Here is a 16,725-nt window from a genome sequence, read left to right on the forward strand (position 1 = left end):
GCATGGTGGCGGTCAACCACTTGTCCCCGTAACACCGGCTATTGTTCCGCTGCCCGCTCGCAGCCCGATGCCAACTGCTGCAGGTCGAGCATGCGGATCCGGTCCAGCGGGTACTTGGCGGAAGTTCGATATTCCGTTGCCCCGGATTCGAACAGGACATACAGGATGCCGTTATGTTCGATTATCCCTTCGGACAAGGGAGGTGCGGTCAGCCGGTTCCGTTCGCTCTGGCCGTCGAGGAACCAGACCGGAATTTGTTCGCCGCCGATCTGGACATACCGGTGCGGCGCGTCCTGGTAAACCTGCGGATAGAACAGCAGCGTCGCATCGTTGTTTCGGCCGTACGACTGGCTGAGCGCGATCGTCCCGTTATAGATGGCGGCACCCTGAATCTTGTCGGGGATGGACAGTACGTAATCCGGCGTAACGGCGCCTCCGCCTGGCGGTTGCTTGCCGTCCGGCAGCATATCGGTCTCCTCATCCAGACGGAAGCCGGTCATCCACGCTTTATGCGGCTCGCCGTCCCGGTTCGTCATTTCATGCGAAGGGTCGGTCTCGTAGCCTTGGGCGGCGAATTCGCCGGTCCATATCATTCCGTCCGCGTACACGGCGAAGGAAGAACGGGTGCCGGTTTCGAAATGTCCGGCAAACTTCAGCTTCGCCCCGTCCGGCGCATCGACAAGCTCATCAAGCGGCAGCCGGAACAGCTTTCCGCCCGACGAGATCCAGACATGGCTGCGGCTGACGGTCACGCCGCCCGCATGTCCGGTATAAGGCGTATTGTCCTCATTGTACAGATGCAGCGATTTGACCAGCTCCCCGGATTGTGCGTCGATCACGGTCAGAACGCTCGGATTGCCGTCATTCCGATAATGGGACACCAGCAGGCCGTTCAGCTCCGGAACGTAAGCGATGCCTTGCGGGACAAGGTCCTGCAGCAATCCGGGAATGACGGGCCCCGGTTCGCTGACGCGGAAGAACGTATCGTATTCCGGGAATTCGCCCGGCGGCACGATGCCGATTTCGTCCTGGGTAATGCGGATCGGGACCGGCGCTGCCTCAACAGCAGACGACTTGGCCGATTCGTTGTTGGCAACATCGACGGCGGACAGTTCGAATGTATAGGCGGTACCTTCAAGCAGTTGGGTCAGCGTCAAGCTTGTGCGGGAGCCTTTCAGAATATGCGACAGGCTGCCGTTCGTATACACGTGATAGAAAGCCAGGTCGCTTTCCGGATTGGCCTGCCACGTTAACGTAATGCTGCCCTCGCCCGGAATCGCCGCCACTCCCGTCGGCGCCGACGGCGCTTCGTCGTCGAGCTCGTCAGGCGGCGCCTGACCGGGAAAAATGCTGCCTGGCGTGGCCGGGTCCGTATCTGCCAGCTTCCTCATCGTGATGCTGCCGTCAACCGGGTACAAATACGGGATGCCGACATTTTCATGAACATCGGCAGCCGTATAGGAAACGGTGCTGATCGGCGTTTCATCCGGAGCGGCGATCGTCAGCTTGCGGCTGGACGAATTGGCCATGCCGGCGGCAAAAATTTCGTAGACCTGCTCTTCCTCCAGCTGCGTGCCGTAATTGCGGTTGAAGTCGGCCAATGCCGCCTCCGGCACCGATTTGATCCACAGCACCATCGTGCCGTACGGCTGGATCACTTTATTTTCCTGAATCGGCCAGCGGTAAACCGTCGGCGTCTCGTAGATGATTTTGTAGCCGTTCAAGTTGATCGGGTCGGGGCTATGGTTATAAAGCTCGATAAATTCGAACGCGTCCGGCGTTCCGGAATGGCCGTCCAGCTTCAACGAATCCGGCGTCACTTCCGTAATCATCAGATACGGATAGGCGGAAGAAGACGCCTGAGCCGATGGCGGCAGCAGCCATCCGGCAATTCCCCACAGCATCGTCGCTGCCAGCAGTATGGCGGCCGGCGCCTTGTTGAATAGCTGTCTCATCATAAACCTCCTTTGCAAATATGGAATGCGGCAGGCAGCTAATCCGGCAGAAAACAAGAAAGAACCCGGAACGCAAAACGTCGCGCGGCTTCGAAAGGGACGATGCCCTCGGGCCGGAAACTTTTCGCATTCGGGTTCTCGCCAATTCTCTCCCCGGACGATTCCGGAGCAAGCGGTCGCGCTGCTGCGCCATACTCCGGAAAACGCTTTCTGCTACCTCGATTATTCCTTTGCCGTCCCGCTTTGTCAAGAGGCCGCCGACCTATCGCACAATTATGCGGTTCAAAATATCGTTGACAAATTTTTGATTTCATCTTACGATATGCATAATTTCATAACCAGCGGTTTGGCTTGAGTCGCAGAGAAAGCTCTTACCCGTAATCGGATCCTTCTGTCACAGGAAGGAAATGTTTACATGGGTTAAGGGCTTTTTTGTATTTTCTATCATGATGAGCGAAAGGAAGTCGATTGTGCGAGGCTACGTGTTTGATCTGGATGGAACCGTTTATTTGGGCGACAAGATGATCGACGGGGCGGCGGAGGCGATTCAGGAGCTGCGAGCGCGGGGAGACCGTGTCGTATTCCTGTCGAACAAACCGATCGCGACCCGGCGGTCTTATGCCGACAAATTAACGAAGATGGGAATTCCCGCGACCGTGGACGACGTTCTGAATTCGTCGCAAATTGTCGCCCGCTATTTGCAGAAGCATTTGAAAGCGGCGGAATGCGTGTATGTCGTCGGCGAAGAACCGATACAGGACGAGCTTGCCGAACATGGAATACCGATGACGAATCGCAGCGAGCAAGCGGACTATATCGTCCTGTCGTGGGACCGGCAGTTTACGTACGACAAGCTCAACATCGTATACCAGGCGGCAATGCGCGGCGCCAAGGTGATCGCCTCCAACCCGGACGCCACCTGTCCGCTCGACCGGGGGCAGGTGCCGGATACGGGGACGTTTATCGCGGCGCTGGAAGCCGCGACCGGGAAACCGATCGATCTGATTGCCGGCAAGCCTTCGTTGATGGCTGCGGAAGCGGCGGTCAGCCATTTGGGGCTTCCCTATGAAGACTGCTTCATGATCGGCGACCGTCTGGAAACGGATATTCGAATGGGCAATGACGCCGGGATGATGTCCGTCCTGGTGCTTACCGGAGTCGGCACCCGGGAGATGGCCGAGCGCGGGCCGTACCGTCCGAAATATATTGTGCCGAGCATTAAAGAGGTCGTCCGGCTGTAGCGAATCGTGGTATAATGACGTCGCTTTCACTTGGTGTCATACGATAAGGGAGGGAGACGGTTTGTACCCGATAGTCGACTTGGTCGAGCATCAGACGATCGCGGCCGTGCAGAAGGTGGAGGAATTGGAGCAGGCGATCAACAGCGATGTAAACGTCATCTTTTTGCTTGTCGGCTCGATTTTTAATGTCAAGGAACTGGTAGGGCGGGTGAAAACGGCGAACAAGCACGTTTTTCTGCATATGGAGTTTATCGAAGGCATAGCCGCCGATCGGAGCGGCGTGGACTATGTCGCGCAGTATGTGCAGCCGACCGGCATAATTTCGACGAAAAGCAATCTGATCCGGATTGCGAAGGATGTCGGATTAATGGCCATTCAGCGAACGTTTCTGATCGACCGGGGCGCCGTCCTCAGAGCGATCAAATCGGCGGAGCAAAGCCAGCCCGACGCGATCGAGGTGATGCCCGGCATTATGCCGCGCATCATTCGCGAAATGACGGAGATGACGCCGCTGCCGATCATCGCCGGAGGTCTGGTCGGCAATCATGAGGAAATTGCGGATGCGCTGAAAGCGGGAGCGTTAGCGGTATCCGTCGGCTCGTCTCATTTATGGTAAATTCGTAAATTCGTAAAATCGTATAATCGAAAAATCGAAAACAAGCGGATGCCAAGCGGTAGAGACATGGAGAAACCTCTTTGGAGAAGATGCGGACAGAATCGGTCTGCGCTTTTTTCAAAGAGGTATTTTGTTGCCGCGGAAGAAGGGAGGTGGGAGATCCGTGAATTCGATATGGTATATTACCGAGATCGATCTGACGATTCGCATTCTGATCGCCGGGGCGCTCGGGGGACTGGTCGGGCTCGAAAGGGAATGGAGCAACCACCCGGCGGGACTGCGCACGCATATGCTCGTATGCATCGGATCGGCCGCGATCATGCTGTTGTCCATCTACGGTTTTTCCGATTTCGTGGCCGAAGAGAACGTTCGGGTCGACCCGGCCCGTCTGGCCGCCCAGGTCATCAGCGGGATCGGCTTTCTCGGCGCCGGAGCGATATTGCGGACCGGATCGACCGTGTCCGGTCTGACGACGGCCGCGTCTGTCTGGGTCGTGGCGGCGATCGGCCTCTGTGTGGGCGCAGGATTCATCTACGCCGCTTGCCTGACGACGTTGGTCGTGCTGATCAGCTTGTTCGTGCTGAACAAATTTGAAAAGTATTTGATGAGACATCGGAGAAGTCAGGAGATCGTCGTCAAAATATACGACAGGCCCGGAGTATTGGGAAACATATCCGCCGTATTCCATGAACAGGATCTTCAGATTGAAAACGTGAAAATGAAGCGCGAGGAACGGTTCGGCAAGGAGGACGATCCGGATCGGATAGTGGAGCTTTGCATCAGCTTGAGGTCAGCCCCCAAGCATAAACTGATCGCTGCGATCGACAGCATTCGACAGATGCGGGAGGTCGTCTTTCTGGAATCGAACCAGTGGATTTTGCCGAAAAAAGGGGCGATTCCGCAAAGCACAAAGTCCATGTAACGATGCGGATTTGGGCTGTCCAGCGATTTGAAGTATTGGCAAGACCATTATCGTGTGGTACAATGTACCACAGGTAAGCGCTTTAATTGCGCCGGAAACCGTAGTTTTATAAATTCTGTTGGGTTTAGAGATCATGAGAAACCCCAAGAGACGATGATGCTGCTATGGCTCAGCCATTCAGCCGTGTCCCTTGATGTTTTCTTATGTTCTCTTTTTTTTGCGTGTTTCCGCGCCTTAAACTTTCAATATTGGAGAGGGGATTTGCATGAACAAAATCAAGAAAGCGTTATCCGTACTGGCGGTTTCGGGGATGGCATTCGCTTCGATCCTCGGTTGCTCGGGTTCCGGCGGCTCATCGTCTTCCGGCGACATTCTGGATGCGGAGGAGGCGGCCCAGGACACGACGCCGATCACGATCCAGTACTGGCATTCGCACGCGGAGGCCCAGCTTGAAGGACTGGATTACATGCTTGCGGAGTTTCACAAGAAGTATCCGCACATTACGGTCGAGCCTGTGTTCCAGGGAGCTTACGTCGATCTGCACAAGAAGCTCCAGGCAGCCGTGGCGGCGAAAGAAGTGCCGGCGGTCACGAATGTGGAGGTGTCGGTGCTGCCGAACTTTGCGGACAGCGGCGTATTTGCGGATTTGACGCCTTATATTGAGCGGGACCAGGTCGATCTGAACGATTTTTCGCAAGGCATGCTGCAAGCGTACGCCTATAACGGCAAGCAGTACGGCTTGCCGCTCATTGTCAGCACCAGCGTATTCATATACAACAAGACGCTGCTTGACGAGCTCGGCGTCGAGCCGCCGCAAACCTGGGACGACATCGAAGCGTACAACCAAAAAGTCGCGCTCAAGGAAGGCGGCCAAACGACCCGTTACGCGTTCTCCGTACCCGGTTGGGATACATGGTACTACGATCCGTGGATTTCCAACGGCGGCGGCTCCATTCTGAACGAAGACATGACGGCGTCGACGCTGGATCAGCCGGACAGCCTCCGCTGGATTCAGAACTTCTACAAATGGCTGCAGGACGGCTCGCTGCATATGGGCTTCGGCAAAGGCGCGTCCGGCGACATGAGGACGATGTTCCTGGAAGGCAAGATCGCCATGGTCCAGCACACGTCCGCGGTGATCAAGACGTATCTGGAAAGCGCGAACTTTGAGGTGGGCGTCTCGTTTATCCCGGGTGACAAAGAGCGCAAATCCCATATCGGCGGCGCGGGCATCGTGCTGATGGAAGGCGCGGACGCGCGCGAGAAGGAAGCGGGATGGAAGTTCATCGAGTTTATGACCTCCGCCGAGCACAACATCAATTGGGCGGAAAAGGTAGGCTATTTGCCGACGCGCAAGAGCGCGATCGAATCGGAAGAAGGCAAGCAGTATTTCGAACGTCAGCCGCAATACCGGACGGTATTCGAGCATTTCGACGATGTGGCGCCGCGCCTCCAGCATCCGGCTTATCCGGAGTTTAGCGAGAAGTACAAAGAGGTTGTGGGCGAAATGATTCTGAACGGGAAAGACCCGACGTCGCTGATGCCGGAAGCGGTGAAGCAGATTAACGATATTTTGTCGGATTACTAAAAACGCGTAAATTGACGTTCACCGATGCGGGCGACTGCAACAGCCGCCCGCATCGCGGTTCATTTTTGCAGAAAGGAGCACCTCCATGACGGGTACCGAAGGCCCCGGGGCCGCAACGAACATCAAGCGCCGCCCGAAAGCATGGGAATATATGAAAGATTTCGCTTTCGCGCTGCCCGCGCTCGCGATGCTGCTCATTTTCATTTATTACCCGCTAGTGAACTCGTTTTATTTGAGCTTCACGAACTGGAACATGACGCGGCCGAACAAAGAATTTATCGGTCTGGACAACTATGAGAAGCTGCTTACCGGCGATACGTTTTACAAGGTATTGGGCATTACGTTCACCTATACGGTGTTTGACGTGCTGCTTACGCTGGGCATCGGCTTGATGCTCGCGCTGCTGTTCAACGTCACGTCCCGGTTTTTCAACTTTATGCGGTCGGTCATCTTTATGCCGCACTATATTTCGATGGTTATCGTCTCGATGGTCTTCCTCTGGATTTTCAACTCGCAGTACGGTCTGATGAATGAATTGCTCAAATTTCTCGGCCTGGAACCGGTGGATTGGCTGACCAATCCGAAAACCGCATTGTGGGTGCTGATCGTCGTTTCCGTCTGGAAAGGCGTCGGTTTTGCCATGATTATTTTCATCGCGGGGTTGCGCGGCATTCCATTGGAATATTACGAAGCTTCGAGCATCGACGGCGCGTCGAAATGGACGCAATTCAGGAAAATTACGCTTCCGCTCCTGTCTCCGATCACGCTGTTTCTTGTCGTCACCAACTTTATTTCCTCCATGCAGGTATTCCAGTCGGTAGACGTCATGACGAACGGCGGTCCGCTGGAGTCGACGAAGGCGATGGTTTACTGGATCTACGAAATGGCGTTTGCCGAATTCAGAACCGGTCGGGCATCTGCGCTCATTATTATGTTCTTCATTATGATTGTGCTGCTGACCGTGCTGCAGATGTACGTATCCAGGAAAAAGTCCATTACGAAGGGTAGGTTCATTTCGAAATGCTTACATCCGTAACCAAAACTACCCGCATCGCTTTGGCCGTTGTCGTGACGCTGCTCATGTTTTTCCGATCTACTGGATGCTGATTACGGCGCTAAAAACCCCGCACGAGCTGCGGCTTGCGGTGCCTACCTTCTGGCCGGAGAGGCTGATGTGGGAGAACTTCGCGGAAGTATTCCGGAAGATTCCGTTTTGGAGATATTTCGCCAATACGGCCATCCAGACGGTCGGCATCGTCGTGCTGCAAATCAACGTCGCCCTGATGGCCGCCTACGCGTTCGCCAAGGGCAGCTTCCCGGGCCGCGACAAACTGTTTCTTCTCGTGCTGGCCGCGCTGATCGTTCCGGATCAGGTGACCTTCGTTCCGGTTTACGTCATGATGGCGGACCTCAACTGGCTGAATACGTTTTACGCGCTGATCGTTCCGCATGCAGCGTCCGCTTACGGCATTTTCCTGCTGCGCCAGACGTTCCGCTCGATCCATAACGACGTGATCGAAGCGGCCAAGGTGGACGGGGCCAACCGGCTGCAGGTGCTCTACCGCATTTTGACGCCGATGGCGCTGCCTACGGTTGCGACATTGGTGGTGATCAGCTTTATCAACAGCTGGAATTCGTATTTCTGGCCGCTCGTGATGACGAACTCCAACGATATGCGCGTGCTGACCGTCGGGATTGCGATGATGCGGGATTCGATTGCCGGGGACGAAATGCTGAACTTCCATTATCTGATGGCTGCGAGCATTATCGTCATTATCCCGATTATCCTTCTCTTCGTGTTCGCGCAGAAATATATTATCGCGGCCATGTCCAACTCCACGTTCAAATAGCGAACGGTTAAAAGCCGGCCGCAAGCCGGAACAGAAAGGAACAATCAACATGACGCCAAAACCAAAACAGATTCTTGTCATCGCCCACCGCGGGGCGAAAGGCGAAGCGCCGGAAAATACGCTCGGCGCGTTCCGTCTCGGTCTTGCGCAAGGCTGCGACGCCATCGAGCTGGACGTGCATCTGTCCAAAGACGGCGAAGTCGTCGTCTGTCACGACTTTACGCTGGACCGGACGACGGACAAGACGGGATTCATTCATGATATGACGGTAGCGGAGCTGAAACGGGCGGATGCCGGACGGTGGTTTCACGAATCGTACGAAGGGGAGCGCATTCCGTTAATGGAAGAGGTATTCGACTTTGTGCCGCCCGGCATCATGATCAATATTGAAATGAAGCATTCCTATGGCCGCAAGCTGGAACAGGCGCTGGTCGAACTGATTCGGCGCAAGGACCGGCTGCGGGACGTCGTCGTATCGTCCTTCGATCACAAAAGCTTGCTGTATCTGAAGCTGCTGGAGCCGGAAATCCGGATCGGCCTGCTCTACGATGCGAATGTGGTCAGCCATTCGGGGCTGGCTGCGTTGACAGGCTTGCCGGTCTATTCCCTGCACCCGTCCTACAGACGGATCGACAAGGAAGATGTGCGCGATTGCGTCCGTCAAGGTCTGCAAGTCTATCCGTATACGATTAATGATGAAGGACAGATGAGACAGGCGATCGATGCCGGAGTTTCCGGCATTATTACCGACTTTCCGGGCAGGCTGAGACAGCTGCTGTCCGGGGCCGGAGGACAAGGATGAAACGGAAGGCAGCCGCATGGTACGCGGTGATCGGCGTTCTCGTTGTCGCCGCAGCGGTCACGGTTGCGTTAGCGGTTATGCGGTCAAATGAAAAAGCGGGGGGCGGCGTGTTTACGCAGGAGGAAGCGGGAATTACATTTCGGATCGATATGCCGGAAATCGAAACGTTTATGGAGTCGAGCATCGAGGGACCGATCGTCCCGGCCTTGAACCAGAATGCGATTCCGCAAGGCATCGCGTATTTGGAAGAGAAGAACTGGATCATCATTTCGTATTATCGGGAGGAAGAACAGCCCAGCCTGCTGGCGATTGTCGATGCGGAATCCGGCCGGATGGTCAAAGCGCTCTATCTTGCTCATCGCGATAGCACGCCGTATGTCGGCCATGCGGGCGGTGTGACCGTCAGCCGCAAGCATATATGGGTTTCCTCGGACCGGAATGCTTACTGGATACCGATCGAGGACGTGATCGAGGCGGAGAACGAGTCGCAGGTGAAGTTCGGCGGATTCATTGCCACGGACACCCGGGCGTCGTTCACGACTTACGGCAACGGCATTCTCTGGGTAGGGGAATACGCGCAAGGCACCGACTACCCGACGGAGGAATCGCATTATTTGATCAACCGGGAAGGCGTCGAGCACCGGGCCTGGGCCGCGGGCTTCAGACTGGACGAGGAGACGGATCGGCTGCGGAGCTCCGCAGATGCCGGCGCCTTGCCGGCCACGCCGGATTATATCATTTCGCTGCCGGACAGAGTACAGGGGATGCATATGCTGCAGGACCGGGTCTGGCTCAGCCGTTCCTATGGCCGGAACAATGCCAGCACTTTGAGCGAGTACAAGCTGGATATGAAGGAGAAGCCGCATCTGACGGCCGCGATCGGAGAGCAGGACGTGCCCGTGTGGTTTCTGGATGGCCAAAACGTGACCGTTCAGCATGAAATACCGCCGATGTCCGAAGGGATTGTGGAGCATGGCGGCAAGATGTACATTTTGTTCGAGTCCGGGGCTGCCAAGTACAAGACATCGTCCAGTTATGCGCTGGACCGCATTCTCATCTGGAATATCGACTAAAACGAACGGTTCTTCCTCGACTTCCCAGGTATAAGGTATATAATAGAAACGGGAGCTTTATACCGAATCATACGAGGAGGACAGGCTATGTCTGTGACGATACCCGGGCTGGCGCACAGAGGTTATCCGAAACGGTATTCGGAGAACACGATCGCTTCGTTCCGGGCGGCACTGGCGTTATCGTTTCGCCATCTGGAATTGGACGTTCATCTGACGAAAGACGGTGTGCCCGTTGTGATCCATGATCCGACGGTGAACCGGACGACCAACGGAACGGGATTCGTAAAGGATTACACGTTGGCGGAATTGCGAAAGCTGGACGCGGGACACGGGGAGACGATCCCTACGCTGGAAGAAGTGCTGTTGCTGGCCAAGGACCGGGCCCAGGTCGATATTGAGCTGAAGCAGAGCGGAAATCTTTATGCGGGCCTGGAAGAAAAGGTGCTGGAGACGGTTCGGGCATGCGGGATGTCGGATCAAGTATTCGTAACCTCTTTCGATCATTATTCGATCGTCCGAATGCGCGAGCTGTCGGAAGAGCTCGAGCTCGGGCTCGTCCTCTACGGCGCGACGCCGTCGGTCTTTCCGCTGGCGCGGGAATTGCGCGCGCGCTACATATCGGTGAAATATATCTATTTGACGGACCATTTTGTCCGTACGTGCGAAGAACACGGCATCCAGTTGATCGCCTGGACGGTAGACGATGAGGCGGACATGCGCAAGCTCAGATCGCAATATCCGCAAGTGTGGGTTTGCACGAACGAGCTGGAGCGTTGGAAGCGGTGCGTGGAAGAAACCGGATCGCATCGTTCGGAAGTATCGTTATAGTCGATAGTCGGGCCGGGTATCCGGGGGACTGTTCTGAAAGTCATGAAAATGGCTGTGGAACAGTCCCTTTATTGTTCCACGAACATTCGTAACGAAAATCCATAATATCGCGCTGTAAATCAAACGATCCCCTCATTGTTTGCGTCATGAGCCGGCGATACAATGAGGTCGACAAACAAAATCCTCCTCGTAAAGAGCGGCGGTCACCTTGCGGTTTCAGGTCCGGACATCGGAGACGGGACGATTCGGAACGGTTTGTTAAGCGTTTACAAGATGGACCGAAGATAGATGAGCCGGAACGGAACGCACGCAAGCCGCCACGCAATGCCGGGGAGAGCGGAAAGGAGAACGTATACGTTATGCGCAACCTGGCGGAACGGGTCCGCTTAGGACCGCCGATCGACCTCGGACAAGCGGTGAGAGCCCGCATCGGGCAAGCGGCCGTCTTCGGCACACGGCGGGACGGCACGCATGAGCTTTATGTGGCCGTCAACGGCACGCCTGCGGCGTTCTGTGCGGTAGAGCTGGCAACGGGACATATCGCATTCCGGTTTTCGATCCCTCATACCGATTCGGTATGGGCCATGGCCGCGGCGCCGGACGGAACCGTTTATTTCGCCGGAATGGAGGACGGCGCGCTTTACCGGTATTTGCCGGAGGAGAGGCGGCTGGAAACGGTGGGCCGTCATCCCGCCGATCCGTGGGTATGGGATCTGAAACCGTCCCCTGACGGACGCCTGTACGGCGCCACCTATCCGAACGCCAAAATTTTCGAGTATCATCCCGAAGAACGGCGTTTCCGGGATCTCGGCCGGATGTCCGCGGATCAGCAATACGCCCGGGGAATCGGAGCGACGAACCGGGATGTATTTGCGGGCATAGGCAGCACGATCCGGCTCATGCGATGGGATCGGACGAACGGCGAAACGAGTGAATTGCATTTGGAAGGCTATTCGGGAAAGCAAGGCTTCGTGGACCGGATTTGGCCGGCCGAATCCGGGGATGTGTTGTTTGTGTCGATCGGCCAGTCGGAGATGCTCGTTTACGATTGCGGCAAGCAGCGGATTCTCGACCGGTTTGCCTGCAGCGATTTTATAAGTCCGGCTTCGCCTGTGAACGGCGAGTACTATTTTGTTGCCAAGGGATCGTTGTACGCGTATCGTTTGGATACGCTGACTTCGACGCTGCAGACCGACATTCCGGTTTACGCGGACCGGCCGTCGATCAAGTGCATGCAGTGGCTTGCGGAACGGGACGGTACGCATACGCTGGCCATCGTGTCCTCTTCCCTGGATGTCGTGCTCTTCCGGCCGGACGACCGGTCGATCCGGGAAGTCCGGACCGATCTGCCGACCGTCCCGGTGCAAATCCAGTCGCTGGAATGGGACGGGAATGAGAAGCTCTACATGGGCGGGTACCACCGGGGCTTGAGTATTTACAATGCCGTGACAGGGGAAATCGAGCTCAGCATCCCGAAATTTCCGCAAACCGAAGGCATCGGTTTTCTGGACGGCAAGGCATACTTCGGCACCTACACCCGGGCCAAAATATTCGGTTATGACCCGGAGCTGCCCGCGGATACCCGGCTGGCGGCGTCTTCGAATCCCGCCTTTCTGTTCGCCATCGGACACGGTCAGGACCGGCCGTTTGCGATCGCTTCCGGCGACGGCAAACTGTTTATCGGCACGATTCCCGATTACGGTCTGCTGACCGGCGCGCTGACGGTATACGACCCGCAGACCGGCAAGCATGAGGTGTATACGGACATTGTGCCGAATCAAAGCATTATCGGCTTAACGTACCGGGACGGCTTGCTTTACGGCGGCACGTCCAACTGGGGCGGACTCGGCATCGAGCCTTCGGAAACGGAGGCGAAGCTCTTCGTATGGGACGTGCAGGAACGGCGGACGCTTCATGTCTTCACGCCGGACATTCCGGATATCGACATCCCACCACGCATGATCGGTGAGCTGACTTTCGGCCCGGACGGTCTGCTATGGGGCGCCGTGGACGGTACGATCTTCGCCATGTCCCCGGAGACGCTCCGGGTTGTCAAGAGCAAGGTCATTTGCCCCAGCGAATACAAGTACAGCCGCTTCCGGCCTTATTTCCTGAGGTGGGGACCGAGCGGTCTGCTGTTCACGTCCTTGGCGAGGAAGCTCATTGCAGTCGATCCGCAGACGCTCGATCATGCCATATTGGATGAAGAGCCGCTGGCGCTCATGACGCTCGGCCCGGACGGCAATCTGTATTACAACGACGTCTCGCATCTGATGATGAGGGAAGTGCGTATTCTCGATGAACGGGGGTGACGATCATGGATACCCGGCATGTTGCCGCAGCCACGCCAAAGTCAACCTCCGGCGCCAAGCTTGCCCGTACGGCAAAGTTCGTGTTCCGCAATCGCGCGCTTTATATCATGCTGCTTCCGGGCATGCTGTACTTTCTTGTTTTCAAGTATTTCCCGCTGCTCGGCAGCGTCATCGCGTTTCAGGACTATAACATTTTCAAAGGCTTCTGGAACAGCGAATGGGTGGGCTTCAAATGGTTCGAGCAGTTCCTGTCGTATCCGAACCTGAACCGTCTGCTGACCAACACGCTGATTATCAGCTTCTATCAAATCGTCTTCACGTTTCCGGCGCCGATTCTGCTGGCGGTGCTCTTGAACGAGCTGCGGAGCATGCGGTTCAAACGGGTGGTGCAAACCGTCCTGTATTTGCCGCATTTTCTGTCCTGGACGATCGTATTCGGCTTTGCGTACATGCTGCTGTCCGTTCAGACCGGCTTCGTCAATCAGGCGATCCAGGCGCTGGGCGGCGAGCCTGTAAGCTTCCTGCAGAAGGCGGAGTATTTCCGCACCATCATTATTTCCAGCGGTATCTGGAAGGAGATGGGCTGGAGCGCCATCATCTTCCTGGCCGCGATCGCCGGGATCAGCCCTTCGCTGTATGAAGCCGCGAGAATCGACGGAGCAGGCCGGTTCAAGCAGTTCGTACACATTACGCTGCCGGGCATGCTGCCGGCCATTATGATTTTGCTGCTGCTGAAAATCGGCCATATTCTGGATCTCGGGTTCGAACAGATTTACCTGTTCCTCAATCCGCTCACGCTGAGCACCGGCGATGTGCTGGATACTTACGCGTACCGGGTAGGCATCCTGGGAGGCAAATACAGCCTGACGACCGCAATCGGGTTGTTCAAATCCGTCATCGGATTTCTGCTGCTCGTCGCCGCGAACCGGGCCAGCAAGGCGACGACCGGCGAAGGGCTATATTAGGGGGTGACGGCATGAAAATCAGATCTTCCTTTGGCGAACGATGCTTCGACGTCGCGAATGTCGCGATTTTGACGTTGACATGCATTCTGGTCCTCCTCCCGCTTATGCACGTCGTGGCGGGCTCGCTTAGCGCGACCAATGCGCTCATTCATTCGCAAGTGACGATATGGCCCGTCGGCTTCAACTTCGACAACTATGTTCTGGTGTTCCGGAACGGCACGTTCTGGCAGGCGTTCGGCATCACGTTCATCGTAGTTGCGCTGGGCACGCTGCTGAACATGCTCCTGACCGTCTTCACCGGTTATCCGTTGTCCAAGCCGTATTTGAAAGGCCGCAAACCGTTTATGGTGTTCGTCATCTTTACGATGATTTTCCAGGCGCCGATGATTCCTTCTTATCTGCTTGTCAAGGAACTCGGCATGATCAATTCGATTTGGGCCTTGATCATCCCGGGCGCGCTCAGCGCGTTCAACCTGATTCTATGCATCACCTTCTTCCGTTCGCTGCCGGAGGAGCTGTTCGAAGCGGCGCGCGTCGACGGAATGTCGGAATACCGGATCGTATGGCAAATTACGCTGCCGCTGTCCATGCCGATCATGGTGACGCTGACGCTGTTTTACGCCGTGGCGCACTGGAACAACTATTATTCCGCGCTGCTGTATATAACGGATGCCCATCTCAGGCCGCTTCAACTGTACTTGTACATGCTGCTCGCCCAGTTCGACACGAGCGACAGCAGGGCGCATATGGGCAGCCTCAACACCTGGGACGTATCGCCGCAAGGGCTGCAGATGGCGACGATTATCGTCGCGACCGTTCCGATCTTGCTCATTTATCCTTTCGTTCAGAAGCATTTCATCAAAGGCGCGATGCTGGGGTCTTTGAAGGAATAAGGAGAGTGTCGTTGTCAATGGCTTGCAGATTGACATAGAGACCAAAAAAGGGAGGAACGAAGGCATGAAAAATCGAAAGGCATGGTTAAGCTTGCTGATGAGTGCGTTGCTGCTCATGATCGCCGCTTGCGGCGGCAACGGGAACACGGGGGCGGATACACCGAAAACCGATACCAAAGCGCAGTCCGAAGGGGAGAGCGGGACGGCCGAACCGCAGGATAAGCCGACGATCAAAATTTACGTCACCGATAACGCCAAACCGGTGCCGAGCGGGGATCTGCTGAAAGACCCGACGATCAAGTATATGGTCGACAAATCGGGCGTCAATCTGGATATTACGTTCTTGTCGCACTCCAATTACGTCGACCAGCTCAAGCTGAAATTCGCAGCCTCGGAATTTCCGGACGTCTTCATGGGATTCGGCCTGACGCAAGGGGACGGGGCGCTGGACAATGATCTGGTGCTGCCGCTCAACGATCTGATCGACCAATACGGTCCCAATATGAAAGAGAAAATTCCCCAATACGCCTGGGATGCGGTCACGATCAACGGGCAGATTATGGGCATTCCGGAGCCGAGCAGCACAACCTCTTCCCGGCTGTTCTACATTCGCAAGGACTGGATGGATGCGGTAGGGGCGACGGAAGTGCCGAAAACGTCCGACGAGCTGCTCGAGCTGTTCCGCAAATTCCGGGACGGCGATCCGAACGGGAACGGGGAGAAGGACGAAATCCCGTTCACGATGCGCGAGAAGTTTTCCTGGACCGGCGATATGATCTGGGGAATGTGGGGCATTTCGCCATATGAAGGAATCGAGTATAACGGCGAAATCGTGCCGGGCTTCGTGCATCCGAACATGAAGAAGGGCCTGGAATTTATGCAGACGATGTACAAGGAAGGCCTTCTCGATTCCGAGTTTCTCGTGAATTCGTCCACGATAACGGGGCAGAAGATTACGTCGGGCCTGGCCGGTTCCTGGGGCAATATGCCGGAAAGCATATACGCTTATCAGAAGTCGGTGCAGGACGCGCTTCCCGGCGTGAACGTCGATGTCATTACGATTCCGACGCCGCGCGGCACCGGTTATGACGGCCCGGTCGGTTCCGTCAACTTCCCGGTGAACAAGACTTATCTGGTGATGAAATCGGCCAAAGATCCGGCCGCCGTCGTGAAGTTTTTCGACTGGCTGTACAGCGAGGAAGGCCAAATTTTCTCCGAGCTGGGCGTCGAAGGGATCAACTATGCGGAAGAAAACGGCGTCTACTTCTATAAAGAGAACTCGGAGCAAGAGCAGCAGACGGAATGGCGCTCGCTGTTCAAGATGCACGCCTACAACGAAACGGCGTTCAATGCCAAATATTCCGGCCAGCAACGGGAGAAATTGCAAGCCGCCCTCGATATCGCCAACAAGGAAGGCTTGAACAGCCTGACGATGGGCATGCCCGCGGTGAGCCAAAACTTGTTTAACCTCTACTACGAATTCCACGAGCCTGCCGCGCGCATCATTGTCGAAGGGGCGCCGGTCGACGAGACATGGGACAAATTCATCGCGGATTGGCGCGCGCAAGGCGGCCAGGAACTGATCGACGAAATGACGACCTGGTACAACGAGAATAAGAAGCAGTAATACCGGATCGGTAGAAAGGGATTCTTTTCGGATTCCTTTCTATCGATCGTTTT

14 protein-coding genes are annotated in these 16,725 nt (G+C 55.9%); 13 read left to right on the plus strand and 1 reads right to left on the minus strand.

The window, feature by feature from the left end; genetic code table 11:
• Nucleotides 1–38 precede the first annotated feature (38 nt).
• Nucleotides 39–1,958 (minus strand): lamin tail domain-containing protein, encoded by a 1,920-nt coding sequence (locus PACILC2_RS01005; RefSeq protein ID WP_213526905.1) that lies wholly within the window; start codon nt 1,956–1,958, stop codon nt 39–41.
• A gap of 467 nt (nt 1,959–2,425) precedes the next feature.
• On the opposite strand from PACILC2_RS01005, the gene PACILC2_RS01010 reads away from it, so the two are divergent.
• The 13 genes from PACILC2_RS01010 (at nt 2,426) to PACILC2_RS01070 (ending at nt 16,672) form a co-directional block, all read left to right on the plus strand.
• Nucleotides 2,426–3,196 (plus strand): HAD-IIA family hydrolase, encoded by a 771-nt coding sequence (locus PACILC2_RS01010; RefSeq protein ID WP_062497258.1) that lies wholly within the window; start codon nt 2,426–2,428, stop codon nt 3,194–3,196.
• Between the two features lie 61 nt (nt 3,197–3,257).
• Complete coding sequence (locus PACILC2_RS01015; protein ID WP_062495856.1) at nt 3,258–3,812, plus strand: glycerol-3-phosphate responsive antiterminator; 555 nt, start codon at nt 3,258–3,260, stop codon at nt 3,810–3,812.
• Nucleotides 3,813–3,975: 163 nt separating this feature from the next.
• On the plus strand, nt 3,976–4,734 hold the full coding sequence (locus PACILC2_RS01020) for an MgtC/SapB family protein (RefSeq protein ID WP_062495854.1): 759 nt from the start codon (nt 3,976–3,978) through the stop codon (nt 4,732–4,734).
• Nucleotides 4,735–5,044: 310 nt separating this feature from the next.
• Nucleotides 5,045–6,322, plus strand: a complete 1,278-nt coding sequence (locus PACILC2_RS01025; protein ID WP_062497256.1) for an ABC transporter substrate-binding protein — start codon at nt 5,045–5,047, stop codon at nt 6,320–6,322.
• An 85-nt stretch (nt 6,323–6,407) separates the two neighbouring features.
• Nucleotides 6,408–7,358, plus strand: coding sequence for a carbohydrate ABC transporter permease (locus PACILC2_RS01030; RefSeq protein ID WP_213526907.1), 951 nt, complete (start codon nt 6,408–6,410; stop codon nt 7,356–7,358).
• A gap of 64 nt (nt 7,359–7,422) precedes the next feature.
• Nucleotides 7,423–8,172, plus strand: coding sequence for a carbohydrate ABC transporter permease (locus PACILC2_RS01035; RefSeq protein ID WP_307860275.1), 750 nt, complete (start codon nt 7,423–7,425; stop codon nt 8,170–8,172).
• A 49-nt stretch (nt 8,173–8,221) separates the two neighbouring features.
• Complete coding sequence (locus PACILC2_RS01040) at nt 8,222–8,974, plus strand: glycerophosphodiester phosphodiesterase (protein ID WP_213526909.1); 753 nt, start codon at nt 8,222–8,224, stop codon at nt 8,972–8,974.
• Nucleotides 8,971–10,047: a hypothetical protein gene (locus PACILC2_RS01045; RefSeq protein WP_062495846.1), complete on the plus strand. Its 1,077-nt coding sequence runs from the start codon at nt 8,971–8,973 to the stop codon at nt 10,045–10,047. Before PACILC2_RS01040 ends, PACILC2_RS01045 begins: the two co-directional genes overlap by 4 nt.
• Nucleotides 10,048–10,134: 87 nt before the next feature.
• A complete protein-coding gene (locus PACILC2_RS01050; RefSeq protein WP_244863144.1) occupies nt 10,135–10,875 on the plus strand; it encodes a glycerophosphodiester phosphodiesterase in 741 nt (246 codons plus the stop codon).
• A 359-nt stretch (nt 10,876–11,234) separates the two neighbouring features.
• Complete coding sequence (locus PACILC2_RS01055; protein WP_213526911.1) at nt 11,235–13,187, plus strand: NHL repeat-containing protein; 1,953 nt, start codon at nt 11,235–11,237, stop codon at nt 13,185–13,187.
• A 5-nt stretch (nt 13,188–13,192) separates the two neighbouring features.
• Nucleotides 13,193–14,152, plus strand: a complete 960-nt coding sequence (locus PACILC2_RS01060; RefSeq protein ID WP_244863145.1) for an ABC transporter permease — start codon at nt 13,193–13,195, stop codon at nt 14,150–14,152.
• A gap of 11 nt (nt 14,153–14,163) precedes the next feature.
• The gene (locus PACILC2_RS01065) at nt 14,164–15,045 is read left to right on the plus strand and encodes a carbohydrate ABC transporter permease (protein WP_213526913.1); all 882 of its coding nucleotides are present in this window, start codon (nt 14,164–14,166) and stop codon (nt 15,043–15,045) included.
• 64 nt (nt 15,046–15,109) lie between these two features.
• A complete protein-coding gene (locus tag PACILC2_RS01070) occupies nt 15,110–16,672 on the plus strand; it encodes an extracellular solute-binding protein (RefSeq protein ID WP_213526915.1) in 1,563 nt (520 codons plus the stop codon).
• Nucleotides 16,673–16,725: the final 53 nt, after the last annotated feature.

Source organism: Paenibacillus cisolokensis, assembly GCF_018403665.1.
Classification (GTDB): domain Bacteria; phylum Bacillota; class Bacilli; order Paenibacillales; family Paenibacillaceae; genus Paenibacillus_AH; species Paenibacillus_AH cisolokensis.

What these genes read in the sequence shown, in the direction of transcription:
- PACILC2_RS01005 (WP_213526905.1), bottom strand. Translation starts at nt 1,958, where the DNA reads ATGATGAGACAGCTATTCAACAAGGCGCCGGCCGCCATACTGCTGGCA.
- PACILC2_RS01025 (WP_062497256.1), top strand. Translation starts at nt 5,045, where the DNA reads ATGGCATTCGCTTCGATCCTCGGTTGCTCGGGTTCCGGCGGCTCATCG.
- PACILC2_RS01030 (WP_213526907.1), top strand. Translation starts at nt 6,408, where the DNA reads ATGACGGGTACCGAAGGCCCCGGGGCCGCAACGAACATCAAGCGCCGC.
- PACILC2_RS01035 (WP_307860275.1), top strand. Translation starts at nt 7,423, where the DNA reads ATGCTGATTACGGCGCTAAAAACCCCGCACGAGCTGCGGCTTGCGGTG.
- PACILC2_RS01040 (WP_213526909.1), top strand. Translation starts at nt 8,222, where the DNA reads ATGACGCCAAAACCAAAACAGATTCTTGTCATCGCCCACCGCGGGGCG.
- PACILC2_RS01045 (WP_062495846.1), top strand. Translation starts at nt 8,971, where the DNA reads ATGAAACGGAAGGCAGCCGCATGGTACGCGGTGATCGGCGTTCTCGTT.
- PACILC2_RS01050 (WP_244863144.1), top strand. Translation starts at nt 10,135, where the DNA reads ATGTCTGTGACGATACCCGGGCTGGCGCACAGAGGTTATCCGAAACGG.
- PACILC2_RS01055 (WP_213526911.1), top strand. Translation starts at nt 11,235, where the DNA reads ATGCGCAACCTGGCGGAACGGGTCCGCTTAGGACCGCCGATCGACCTC.
- PACILC2_RS01060 (WP_244863145.1), top strand. Translation starts at nt 13,193, where the DNA reads ATGGATACCCGGCATGTTGCCGCAGCCACGCCAAAGTCAACCTCCGGC.
- PACILC2_RS01065 (WP_213526913.1), top strand. Translation starts at nt 14,164, where the DNA reads ATGAAAATCAGATCTTCCTTTGGCGAACGATGCTTCGACGTCGCGAAT.
- PACILC2_RS01070 (WP_213526915.1), top strand. Translation starts at nt 15,110, where the DNA reads ATGAAAAATCGAAAGGCATGGTTAAGCTTGCTGATGAGTGCGTTGCTG.